Source organism: Plesiomonas sp. ISS29 (assembly GCF_056522795.1).
In genome coordinates this window covers 1218134-1230827 of record NZ_JAWRZQ010000001.1, presented here as the reverse complement: position 1 = coordinate 1230827, position 12694 = coordinate 1218134, and the positions used below count along the sequence as shown (strand labels likewise).

Below are 12694 nucleotides of genomic sequence, written 5' to 3'. Positions count from 1 at the left end.
TTGATACCAACCACGCTGATACATACCGTGTAAAGATGAGTTCCATTAATATCAAGTTCGTTAAAATAAAAAAGGCATCTGTAAAGATGCCTTTTCTTTTGATCTTTTTACGAAGGGTTGTCTGGTTACTCTTTGGGATCTTCAAACCCGAGCAGCAGAGTAAAGATGAAACCGGCCAATACGGTTACCGCCATACCTGCAAAATAGAGCAGGACTTTACCCGGTACGATAGTGACCGCCAGCGGCACACCGGATAATCCAAAGGTAATCACGGTAGACACTTTCCAGTAGCAAACCAGCGCACCACCGATTGCCCCGCCCAGACATGCGGCAATAAACGGGCGACCAAGCGGTAAAGTCACACCAAAAATTAACGGCTCACCAATACCCAAGATCCCGACCGGCAATGCGCCTTTGGTCATGGTTTTTAAGCGGGTATTTTTGGTTTTCATCAGTACCGCAATCGCCGCGCCAACTTGCCCCATACCCGCCATAGCAAGAATCGGTAGCAGAGGGTTTGATCCATATTTTTGCAGCAGTTCAACATGAATCGGCACAAGGCCCTGATGTAACCCTGAAAGAACCAGCGGCAGGAATGTACCCGATAAAATTGCGCCAACCAGTAAACCGCCTTTATCAATGGCAAGGCTTGCGCCATGGGCAATCAGGTCTGAAATATAACCACCTAACGGCTGTAACAGCACTATCGCCAAGCTTGCGGTAATTAAGGTGGTCAGTAGTGGGTTGAGGATTAGCTCTAATGATTCCGGCAACCGCTGACGCAGCTGCTTTTCCACCCAGCACATAAAGGCAACCACCAGCAGCACGGCAATCACACCACCGCGCCCCGGTTGCAGATGCTCACCAAACAGTTCAACCTGAGCCAGACCTGGGTGGGTTAAAATACCCGCCATCACCCCGCCCATTGCCATTGAGCCGCCGAACACCCGTGCGGCATTGACACCCACCAAGATACTCATGATGGAGAAAACAGCATTACCAAAAATGCCGAGCAGCGCCAGAATATTCGGGTATTGCTCTATCAGATTACCGGCAATATCAGGGCGTTTGAGCACGTTGATAATCCCGAGGATCATCCCCGAGGCAATAAAGGCCGGTATAATCGGAATAAATACATTCCCCAGCATTTTCAACGCACCGCTCATCGGCGCTTTGTATTTTTCTTTGGCCGCACTTTTATTGCTGCTTACTGTATCGGTAGGCGCTTGTGCAGGTGCGCCGGTCAGCAATGCTTTCATCGCATCAACCACTTTCGCCGCCGCACCCGGCCCGATAATAAACTGATGCTGTTCACCTTGCTTGAGATAACCTTTCACTCCTGGCAGCACTTTCAGTGCCGCAATATCGAGTACCGAATCATCGTGAACTTCAATCCGAACCCGTGTCATGCAGTTTTCTAATTTACTGATATTAGCCTCACCGCCAATACCGGCCAGCAGTTGTGCTGCCAATGAAGAGAGATTACTCATAGTGTCATCCTGCCTATCTTGTAATTATTTTAATGCTTGGCGCAAGTATCCGTGAGTCTGCTGTAAACGGGCGATAGCCGCTTCAGCGCTCAGACCGGTCAGGTGCATTAAAATGGCCGGCTTCACTTCATTCTCAGTTTGCTGCAACAGCGCCTCGGCCTCGGTACGGGTTGCACCGGAAGCTTCCATCACAATACGGCAGGCTCTATCCACCAATTTTTCATTCGTGGCTTTCACATCCACCATCAGGTTTTGGTAGGCTTTACCCAGCTTTACCATCGCGCCGGTAGTTAGCATATTCAGCACGAGCTTTTGCGCTGTACCGGCTTTCATACGGGTTGAACCGGTCAATGCTTCTGGGCCAACCACCGGTGAAATGGCGATATCTGCGGCATCAGCAATCAGTGAATCAGGGTTGCAAGAGACCGCCGCCGTGGTACAACCGGTAGCGCGTGCATAGGCTAATCCACCCAGCACATACGGGGTTCGGCCTGAAGCAGCAATGCCGACCACCACATCTTTCGCCGTCAGCTGTAAATTGCGCAAATCATCAGCGCCCAATTGCGCATCATCTTCCGCCCCTTCAACCGCTTTGAGAATGGCGCTTTCGCCACCGGCAATCAGGCCAATCACCATACCATGTGGCACGCCATAGGTTGGCGGGCACTCAGAGGCATCAAGAATACCCAAGCGGCCACTGGTACCGGCACCCATATAAATCAGGCGGCCGCCCTGCTGAAATGCTGCAGTAATAACATCAACAGCACGGGCAATGGCCGGCAGCTCTTGTTTTACCGCCAAAGGCACACGCTGATCTTCTTCATTAAAGCGCTGCAACATCTCAACGGTAGGTAAAGTATCTAAATCCATTGTATTGCTGTTACGGCTCTCTGAGACTAAACGACCTAGATTCATATGTGACTCGCTTAAATATTTAATTACTTCGTTAAACAAATAATGGAATAATATATTCCAAGAAACAAATTATTGTTGGAATAATGAGCGTTTAATCACAAACTATCTGTTTTGCATCCAAACAGATAAAATAAAAAACATAAAAATCATTACGTTATAGGATTAAGAGCATATCAGCGTTTATCTATGCCAGAACCACTGCCAACGTAATAACGGGCTTTTCCCATTTTCCGGTACAAGGTATAAGAGTAGTGGCCGGATAAGAGCACTGATCGGATAAGAATAAGGACCTTTGGATGAGCTGCCTGCTAAAACTGCAACAACTGTTAAATACGCTGTCGCATAGCGAGCGAAAACTGGCACTTTTTCTGCAAAATCATCCAGATAAAGCGCGGGATATGTCTTCACAGGCACTGGCTAAAGCCGCAAATGTCAGCCAATCGAGTGTGGTTAAATTCGCCCAAAAATTGGGCTATCGCGGTTTTACCGAACTACGTTTGGCACTGGGGGAAGCGGTGGTACTGCAACAGCAGCAGAGCCACGGTGTTACGCTTCATCACCAAATCCGCAGTGATGACACACTACCTACTGTAGGCGAAAAGCTGATTGCCGAGAGTATTCGTACACTGCAAGCCACATTGCAGTTAAACCCCGAGCTGGCGTTGGATCATGCGGTAGACATGCTGGCCGGCGCGAAACGAATTTTGCTGTGCGGTATCGGATCATCTGCGCTGGTGGCAAAAGATTTCAGCTATAAGTTACTGAAAATCGGGATTACTGCACTGACAGAAACCGATCCACACGTGCAACTGACCATTGCTCAGACCTTGTCACCCGACGATCTGCTGCTGGCTATCTCTTTTTCCGGTAGCCGACGTGAGGTCAATGGCGTGGTCAAAGAGGCGCTTAAGCAAGGCACTCCGGTACTAGCACTGACTGGCTACCAGCCCAATGCTCTGCACCCGCTGGCCACACACAGCTTGTATACCGTCGCGGACGAAGTTGCGGTGCGCAGTTCGGCGATGTTTTCACGTACCGCACAACTGGCGATGACCGATCTGCTGTTCATGGGGCTGGTACAGCGCGATGTCGGCAATGCACGCCACCGGATTTTATACAGTGAAGAGTTAGTGAAAAAATTGGTGTGATATTCGCAAACGGGATGTTTTGTTGAGTTGATGTAAGTGGAGTGAATCTAGCTTACGTAACTTATCGCTGAAGGAGTGTCACTTAAGTGAACGCAGTGTAAGTTGTAGCAGCGTAAACGAATACGGTACAAAACAATATCTGTTGCAGATCCGTTTTGTACCGTAATCAGTGCCAAAAACGCAGGCTTATTTGCCCTGAGCGATATCCATAATCATCTGTGCTGACAAATACAGACGGCGTGGGATCGCATCGATCACGATCCACTCACCCACGTTAGCATGATAGCCAAAACCGGGCAGCCCCAGACTTTCGATAATCGGCTTACCGCTCTTCATTGCATAACCGGCATCCGTGCCACCACCGGTAACCGGAACAACGGTAATGTTGTGACCAAGCGAGTGATAAATATCCACGGCATTTTGGATCAGCTTGCTACCACCAACGCCCGCATTATAAGGCGGACGACCTGGGTTAAAATCGAAACTCACCTCGGCATTCGGCACGCGTTTGGTCGCGCTGCGAGCCTGAAGAGTGCGGGTTAACTGCTCGAATGCAGCCTTGGTCGGGTAACGTACGTCAGCGTACAGTTTTGCGCTGTCAGGAACGATGTTATTCACACTGCCAGCATCAAGATGAGTCCAAGTCAGGCGCAGTTTTCCGGGCCCTTGATCAAGATCCATCGTGCGCAGAGCAAAATCTGATGCTTCGATAAGTGCGTTAACGCCCAGCTCCGGATTGGCTCCGGCATGCGCCGCCAAACCTTTAACAGAGACGTTAATCGCACCAATACCTGAGGTATTCAGCGGCATCGCTTCGGAGTCAGCCAGTGTTGGCTCGTATGAGAAGATGGCATCACTCTTAGCAGCCAGTGACTCAATCAGCGCTTTTGAGCCATGTGAGCCTTTCTCTTCATCCGTATTGAACAGTACGGTGATTGTTCCGTAGTCATTAAAGTTGCGATCTTTGAGCAGTTGCAAGCTATGCAGAATCACGGTGATACCCGATTTGGCATCCGCCACACCTGGGCCGTAAGCCTTATTCCCTTCGATACGCCAAGGCGTTTTGGCCAGCGTCCCTTTAGGATAAACGGTATCCATATGTGCCATCAGCAGTAAATTTTTACCGCCTTTTCCGTGAAACTCTCCGACAACATTCTCACCAACCACACCGGCCTCAGCCTTATGCAGAGTCACTGTTGCACCGAGTTTCTTAAGCTCTTTGGCAAGTAACGCAGACATTTGCGGCATGCCAACATCATCGCCGGTACCGGTTTCAATTTTGACAAGCTGTTCGAGCGTTTTCAACGTCGCCACCTGTTCGGCCGTAGCAGCCGCCAGTAATGCTTGGTCAACCTGACGGGCCTTCGGGGCAAAATCAGACGATGCAGTCACAGCGACTGCTGTCGCTGGGGCAACTTCCGTTGCGACATCGGCATACGCTGTTCCACACAGAAATGTGGCCAGAATCGCCGTGGTTATTCCGGCTGACATTTTATTGCGAACGAATGGCTTGAACATATTTTATTCCCGAGAGTAATCAAACAGTAAAGGCAGCAGACCTGCCGCCCTAAAACTCAAGCCGACAAACATGATTGCGCCAATCACTATTCAGATCATATTAAGCACTGTATGGCTTACCAATTTCAGCTAAAATAACTGCAATAGCAATAAGACAAATCTGAACTGTTCACGCAGAATACGCGGTTGACCGCTTTTCTGCGCATATCCACACATTAAAACATGCAAGATTTTCGATAAAAGCGTGTTGTGTTACTGAGTCTGGTATCGTAATACTCTGTAAATAAAATGATTATTTAGAGTGCCACACCTGAGTACCTTCATAGAGGCCAAAATACCCTTGTATTGCTGCTTTGTGTTACGTGAGTGCGCTTTTATACTGCATAAAAAGACCAAATTTGTGTGATGCGCATTGAGATAAGATAAGCATAAGTCGTTGAAATTAAATGAATTTAAAGGTAAATCGTTGATATGGCGTTATTAATCACAGACAAATGCATCAATTGCGATATGTGCGAACCTGAATGCCCGAATAAGGCTATCGCGATGGGTGATCTGATCTATGAAATAGACCCTAACCTCTGCACTGAGTGTGTCGGGCATTATGAAACGCCAACCTGTATTAAGGTCTGCCCGATTGACTGTATTATCGTGCATCCTGAACATACTGAAACCGATGAACAATTGTGGGAAAAGTTTGCCCTGTTGCACCATGCCGACAAACTTTAAAAATCAGCATCTCAGCACCATCACCTGCCAGATAATCTCGTAGGATATACGATAGGCGTAAAAAAAGCGGACATCACATGTCCGCTTTTTATTTTATCTGAATCTAATCAGCGTATATCGCCAAAATATTAGGCTTTAGCTTTTACGCCATGCTGACGCCACCACTCTGCCAGTAACACACCGGTAGCAACCGAAACATTCAGGCTTTCAACATGGCCAGTACCCGGAATGGATAACGCCAGATCACCTTGGGCCTGAGTATCAGCACTGATACCTGAGCGCTCTTCACCAAAGACAATCACTACTTTCGCCGGCAACTCAGTGCTAAACACTGACTGCCCTTGATGACTTGAGGTTGTCACAATGGTGTAACCGGCACGGCGCAGCTGATCCAAACCGGCAGCGAAATCTTCGGTATTGATAGGTTGCAGGTATTCAGCACCGCCTTCAGCAGTACGTACTGCCGCACCTGACTCCAGCATGCCAGCATTGCGCATGACTACGCCATCAACACCAAAGTGTGCGCAAGAGCGCATGATACCGCCGAGATTGTGCGGGTTACCCACATCTTCAAGCGCCAGCAGGCAATCTGATTCACGTGGTTGTACCAGATAATCAGGCAGGTTCAGCGGCTCACGCTTTTTAATCAGCAGACACACACCGCCATGGTGATCACTTCCGGCAACCTTGTTCAGCTCTTGATCATCAACCAGATGATAGGCTTTACGGTTTTGTGCCATCCAGCGCAGCGTATCGCTAAAGCGAGTGGTAGCCTGCTGAGTAAACCAGCCGCGCACAATAGCTTCAGGGCGCTTTGCAAACAGCATCTGGCAGGCATTTTCACCGTAGATACGGGTCTCTTCTGCACGCTGACGGCGGATTTGCTCCATATCGATATCGTTGTGCATCGGAATGCCAGACAAATCAAGATCAATACCAAAATCACTCGGCGCTGTACGGAATTCTGTCTCTGTCGCTACTGCTTCGCGCTTGAGGCTCAGTGTTTTATCACCGCGTGGGCGTGATTCACGAACCGGACGGGCACTCTGCTCTTGGCGCACAAAACGAACCTGACCATCTGCACCCTCTTCACGATTAAAGCGCGGCTTTTCGCTGCTGCGTGCTGAGTCATTAGAGCGAGCCTGACGATCATGCTGGCTGCCACGCTCAAAACGTGGTTTGTCACCGGCATACGGCTTACGCTCACCATCACGCTCTGTGCGTGGGCGATCGCTGCGGCGGTCATCATTGAAACGCGGTTTGCGGTCACCGTCGCGCTCAAAACGCGGCTTATCACCGGCATATGGCTTACGCTCACCATCACGCTCGGTGCGCGGGCGATCGCTGCGGCGGTCATCATTGAAACGCGGTTTGCGGTCACCGTCGCGCTCAAAACGTGGCTTGTCACCGGCGTATGGTTTCCGGTCGCCGTCGCGCTCAAAGCGTGGTTTGTCACCAGCGTATGGTTTGCGGTCGCCGTCGCGCTCAAAGCGTGGCTTGTCACCGGCGTATGGTTTCCGGTCACCGTCGCGCTCAAAGCGTGGCTTGTCACCGGCGTATGGTTTCCGGTCGCCGTCGCGCTCAAAACGTGGTTTGTCACCGGCATATGGCTTGCGGTCACCATCGCGCTCAAAGCGTGGCTTGTCACCGGCGTATGGCTTGCGGTCGCCATCGCGCTCAAAGCGTGGTTTGTCACCGGCATATGGCTTGCGGTCGCCGTCGCGCTCAAAGCGTGGCTTGTCACCGGCATATGGCTTGCGGTCGCCGTCGCGCTCAAAACGTGGTTTGTCACCGGCATATGGCTTGCGGTCGCCGTCGCGTTCAAAGCGTGGTTTGTCACCGGCGTATGGTTTGCGGTCAGCATACGGTTTACGATCACCGTCATTGCGCGGACGATCATTACGGCGATCGTCGTTAGAACGAGGCTTACGCTCGCTATCACGTTCAAAGCGAGGTTTATCTGTTTGCGATCCACGGTTACCGTACGGGTTTTCGTAACCAGAATCATTTGAGTTTGAACGCGGTTTGCGATCGTCAGTCATCAGTGCTTCTCCAAAAAATGAGGGCGCGCAGCTTACCGGCCCTTCCCTTTGGCAGCAAGCAACAAATTATTCGGCGCAGTGTAGCACCGATCACAGTAAAAGAGGTTATCTATCCACGTTATTCTCTATCATATTCATAGGTAAAATCATTTAGTCTTTTGCGCTGCGCTTTCTTACAGTAACTGACAAATAACCACGCATACTGCGCGCGGTTTACACCGTTTTAATGAGGAAATCATGAATACTGTCTGTCCGGCCTGTCAGGCTAAAAATCGCGTCCCCGAAGAGCGTTTGAATGATGGCGCTAAATGTGGCCGCTGTAATCATGAATTGTTTGATGGCGCGGTGATTAATGCCACTGAAACTAGCTTTGATGCGCTGATTAGTGATGATATTCCGGTAGTCGTTGATTTTTGGGCACCATGGTGTGGGCCATGCCAAAATTTTGCGCCTATTTTTAGTGATGTCGCTAAAGAGCGGGCAACATCAGTGCGCTTCGTGAAAGTGGATACAGAAAGTGCTCCGCAATTGAGCGTACGTTTTCGTATCCGCAGTATCCCTACATTAATGGTTTTTAAGCAGGGTAAAATGGTGGATATGCTCAGCGGTGCGCTGCCAAAAGCACAGTTTAATGCATGGTTGGATCAAGCACTGCAAAAATAACCGTATGCTCATCAAGGCGCTGCATTTGCGGTAATAACGGAACGGTCTACAATAACCCATGCTTTTTTATCAGGGTTACTTATGTTACCGAATGCTGTTCTTACTTTGCGTGAAGCGCGTTTAGCACACTCAACGCGGCCATTTCTGGCAAGGGGATGCCGCGTTGTTCGTTGTCAGCGCTGTTTATTGGCTGTATCACACTGTTTATGCGCGCATATTCAGCCGGTATCGGCAAATAGCCAGTTTTGTCTGGTGATGTATGATACTGAGCCGCTCAAGCCGAGCAACACCGGCCGTTTAATTGCCGATATCTTGCCCGATACGCAGGCATTTTTGTGGTCACGCACCGATATTAATCCGGCATTACTCGCACTGCTACAAGACCCGACACTGCAACCGTATGTTATCTTCCCAGAAAGCTATGCCGCGCCCGAGCGTGTGGTGCATGATCTGCTGACTTCAATACCTGATTCTCTCACACCGCCAAATCCGGCTGTTGCTCTGCGCCCTTTTGCCACTAAACCACTGTTTATTATGCTGGATGGAACCTGGACTGAGGCACGAAAAATGTTCCGTAAAAGCCCCTATCTGGATCAGTTTCCGGTGTTGCCACTGCGCCCAACCTCGCAATCAGAGTATCAGTTGCGTGAAGCCAGTACTGATGAGCAACTTTGTACTGCCGAAGTGGCAGCCCAATTGCTGCTAATGGCCCATGATCAGCAAGCAGCACAAGCACTTGATACCCTGTTTGTTCGCTTTAAACAGCACTATCTGGCTGGAAAATTTAATCGCCAGATCGATTCGATCACAGCCACAACACAACGCTGATGCTTTTTGCGCGCAAAGCCACCAAGATAACCTAATCTCAAGATGTACCGCCTTACGGATGAGGTCAACATGAGTCAACAAGGTTTACATGCGCTGTTGCGCCCGCAATCTATCGCCGTTATTGGCGCATCAACCCGCAACGGCCGAGCCGGATTTCTGATGATGCGCAATTTACTCGAAGGCGGTTTTAGCGGGCCAATTTTGCCGGTAACACCGCGCTATCAGGCGGTTAGCGGGGTGTTGGCGTATGCCTGTATTGCCGATTTACCGCTGATCCCCGATCTGGCGGTTATTTGCACCCACGCACGGCACAACCTCAGTTTACTGACACAGTTGGGCGAAAAAGGCTGTAAAGCGGTACTGCTACTGTCGGGGGATAGCAGCGATTATCCAGCTCTGCGGCAACAAGCGTTGCGCTATAACATGCGCCTGCTCGGGCCAAACAGTTTAGGTATTCTTGCACCGTGGCAAGGGCTGAATGCCAGTTTCTCCCCCATTCCCGCCCGTACCGGAAAGCTGGCGTTTATCTCACAATCAACCGCAGTCGCCACCACGATCCTCGACTGGGCACGTCCGCAAGATATCGGTTTTTCCTATTTTATTGCCCTTGGCGATAGCCTTGATGTTGATCTTGATGATCTGCTCGACTATCTGGCACGCGACAGCAAAACCTCTGCCATCTTGCTGTATCTTGAAGAGCTGCAAGATGCCCGACGCTTCTTATCAGCAGCACGAGCTGCATCACGCAATAAACCCATTTTGGTGGTAAAAAGTGGCCGGACGCCTCAATCCCGCCAACTGCTTGGCTCATCGGGATTAGACAGTGTTTATGACGCAGCATTTGCCCGAGCGGGTCTGTTGCGCGTACAAGATACCCATGAACTGTTTGCCGCAGTAGAAACCCTGCACCATACCCTGACCGTGAAAGGGGAACGGCTATTTATTCTCAGCAACGGCGCAGCCCCCGCAGCTATAGCGGTAGATGAGCTGCTCAGCAGAGGCGGTAAACTGGCACAATTAACCGAAACCGAACGGCAGGCACTGGAAGCCGCGCTTGAGCTACCTGCGGGTAATCCGCTTAATTTACGTGATGATGCCACCCCTGAGCGCTACCTAAAAGCACTGGATATTCTGCTCTCCAGCCCGCAGTGTGACGGGATCTTGCTGTTATACGCACCCAGTGCCATTGCACCGGTCACCCACACCGCCGAGCAGATCACCCAGCTACTGCAACAACACCCACAAGGACGGCATAAAGATATCCTCACCACATGGTCGGGTGAGCAGATTTCACAGCGCGCGCGTCAACACTTCACCGAGCACGGTATTCCCACCTACCGTACCATTGAAGGCGCTATCGCTGCATTTATGCACCGAGTCTCTTATCGGCGAAACCAGAAACAGTTGATGGAAACCCCCATATCTCTGGCCGGCTTACCAATAGACACCACTCTTGCCCACCAGTTATTGCACAACGCATTAGAACAACAGCACTATCGGCTAGATACCTATCAAGCTCAGCCTATTTTACACGCCTACAACCTGCACACCCTCACCACGCTGATTGCCGCCGATAGCGCCGAGGCTGTACACATTGCCGAACAGATTGGCTATCCGGTTGCCGTAAAATTACGGTCGGCTGATATTGCGCATAAATCTGATGTGCAAGGCGTCATGCTTAATCTGCGCAACGCCCATGAAGTTCAGCAAGCCGCAGATGCCATTATCGACCGCTGCCAACAGCATTTCCCGGCTGCCAATCTGCTTGGTTTAGCGATACAACCAATGGCACCGCGTACCGGATCGCAAGAGCTGCGCGTCAAAGTCATTCAAGATGCCGTATTCGGCGCAGTGATTTTACTTGGGGAAGGTGGATCGGAATGGCATATGGAGCACGATGCGGTTGCCGCACTACCGCCGCTGAACATGACACTCGCCCGCTATCTCATTGTCAGTGCACTGAAAAGTGGCAAAATCCGCAACCGCAGCCAGCTTGATATTCACGCACTCAGCCGCCTGCTGGTACAAGTCTCTTACCTGATCCTCGACTGCGCTGAAATCGAAACACTCGATATCCACCCATTACTTGCAACCGGCAGCGACATGACTCTGCTCGATGTCACCCTGCAACTGACTGCCCGCCAGCACGATCCTCATACCCGTTTAGCGATCCGCCCATACCCGAAAGAGCTCGAAGAGATCGCTCACCTACTCGATGGATCGCTCTGTATGTTGCGCCCGATCCTGCCCGAAGATGAGCCACTACACCGTGAATTTATCAATCAGGTCACCCGCGAAGATCTCTACCGCCGTTACTTCAGTGAAATTGGTGAGTTCAGCCATGAAGATCTGGCACACATGACACAAATAGATTACGACCGCGAAATGGCCTTTGTTGCTGTTCGGCATACCGGAGCCACCGCTGAAATTATCGGTGTCGCCCGCGCACTCGCTGATCCGGATAACCTTGATACTGAATTTGCCCTGCTGGTACGATCCGATCTCAAAGGGCTGGGGCTCGGGCGCATTTTACTCACCAAACTGGTGAACTATGCTCGCAGTACAGGAGTCAAACAACTTTCGGGGATAACCATGCCCACCAACCGCGGCATGATTACCCTTGCACAAAAACTCGGCTTTAGCATTGATATGCAGCTTGAAGAAGGCATTGTCAGCCTGCTGCTACCCGTTGGCAAAAGCACAGACGAAAATACCGGCTAAATCGCCGAGTGTTTTCCGCTTTCTGGCAATTACCAATCAATCCCTTTGCGTGCTTTTAATCCTGCATTAAAAGCATGTTTTACTGGGCGCATCTCAGTGACCGTATCAGCCATTTCAAGCAAAGTACGGTGACAACCGCGTCCGGTAATGATCACCGTTTGCTCGGTCGGGCGCTGCGCTATCGCCTGAACCACCTCATCGAGTGGCAGATAATCATACTGCACCATATAAGTAAGCTCATCGAGCACCACCAAATCCAGCGTCGGATCAGCCAGCATCCGCAGCGCATGCAACCACGTAGCTTGTGCCGCCGCCATATCCAGCGCCTTGTTTTGCGTCTCCCACGTAAAACCAGTCGCCATCACCTGAAACTCAACCCCAAGCGGTGACAACAAATTAAGCTCACCGTTATCCCAATTCCCTTTAATAAACTGCACAACTGCCGCTTTTTGCCCGTGCCCGACCGCGCGCGCTACCGTGCCCATTGCCGCAGTGCTTTTGCCTTTCCCATTCCCGGTTAAGACCAGTAATAATCCGCGCTCTTCCTGTGCATTAGCAATTTTCGCATCGACCTTCTCTTTCAACCGTTGCTGCCGTTCCTGATGACGATCCGTCACTGTCATTTACTCCATAATGGGTT

General features: G+C 50.6%; 10 protein-coding genes. 5 read left to right on the top strand and 5 right to left on the bottom strand.

All coding sequences use genetic code 11. The annotated features are described in order from the left end of the window. Nucleotides 1-125 precede the first annotated feature (125 nt). The gene (locus AC1HDJ_RS05485) at nt 126-1490 is read right to left on the bottom strand and encodes a PTS transporter subunit EIIC (protein ID WP_479534010.1); all 1365 of its coding nucleotides are present in this window, start codon (nt 1488-1490) and stop codon (nt 126-128) included. 24 nt (nt 1491-1514) lie between these two features. Beyond that, the gene (gene murQ / locus AC1HDJ_RS05480; protein ID WP_438628962.1) at nt 1515-2405 is read right to left on the bottom strand and encodes an N-acetylmuramic acid 6-phosphate etherase; all 891 of its coding nucleotides are present in this window, start codon (nt 2403-2405) and stop codon (nt 1515-1517) included. A gap of 296 nt (nt 2406-2701) precedes the next feature. Between murQ and AC1HDJ_RS05475 the strand changes: the two genes are divergently transcribed. Next, on the top strand, nt 2702-3553 hold the full coding sequence (locus AC1HDJ_RS05475; protein WP_479534008.1) for a MurR/RpiR family transcriptional regulator: 852 nt from the start codon (nt 2702-2704) through the stop codon (nt 3551-3553). Nucleotides 3554-3739: 186 nt separating this feature from the next. Here the strand turns inward: AC1HDJ_RS05475 and AC1HDJ_RS05470 are convergent, their stop codons facing one another. Beyond that, nucleotides 3740-5071, bottom strand: coding sequence for a glutamate carboxypeptidase (locus AC1HDJ_RS05470; RefSeq protein WP_479534006.1), 1332 nt, complete (start codon nt 5069-5071; stop codon nt 3740-3742). Nucleotides 5072-5542: 471 nt separating this feature from the next. On the opposite strand from AC1HDJ_RS05470, the gene AC1HDJ_RS05465 reads away from it, so the two are divergent. Next, nucleotides 5543-5800: a YfhL family 4Fe-4S dicluster ferredoxin gene (locus AC1HDJ_RS05465; RefSeq protein ID WP_438622453.1), complete on the top strand. Its 258-nt coding sequence runs from the start codon at nt 5543-5545 to the stop codon at nt 5798-5800. A gap of 128 nt (nt 5801-5928) precedes the next feature. Here AC1HDJ_RS05465 and AC1HDJ_RS05460 read toward each other — a convergent pair whose 3' ends face one another. Then, complete coding sequence (locus AC1HDJ_RS05460) at nt 5929-7842, bottom strand: tRNA/rRNA methyltransferase (RefSeq protein WP_479534003.1); 1914 nt, start codon at nt 7840-7842, stop codon at nt 5929-5931. Nucleotides 7843-8079: 237 nt separating this feature from the next. On the opposite strand from AC1HDJ_RS05460, the gene trxC reads away from it, so the two are divergent. The 3 genes from trxC (at nt 8080) to AC1HDJ_RS05445 (ending at nt 12054) form a co-directional block, all read left to right on the top strand. Then, nucleotides 8080-8505, top strand: a complete 426-nt coding sequence (trxC, locus tag AC1HDJ_RS05455) for a thioredoxin TrxC (protein WP_479534001.1) — start codon at nt 8080-8082, stop codon at nt 8503-8505. A gap of 81 nt (nt 8506-8586) precedes the next feature. Continuing rightward, nucleotides 8587-9333, top strand: coding sequence for a tRNA-uridine aminocarboxypropyltransferase (locus tag AC1HDJ_RS05450; protein WP_479533999.1), 747 nt, complete (start codon nt 8587-8589; stop codon nt 9331-9333). 69 nt (nt 9334-9402) lie between these two features. After that, complete coding sequence (locus tag AC1HDJ_RS05445) at nt 9403-12054, top strand: bifunctional acetate--CoA ligase family protein/GNAT family N-acetyltransferase (protein WP_479533997.1); 2652 nt, start codon at nt 9403-9405, stop codon at nt 12052-12054. 29 nt (nt 12055-12083) lie between these two features. Here AC1HDJ_RS05445 and cobO read toward each other — a convergent pair whose 3' ends face one another. Beyond that, entirely contained in the window at nt 12084-12677 is a 594-nt protein-coding gene (gene cobO, locus AC1HDJ_RS05440; protein WP_479533995.1) for a cob(I)yrinic acid a,c-diamide adenosyltransferase, read from the bottom strand. Nucleotides 12678-12694 lie beyond the last annotated feature (17 nt).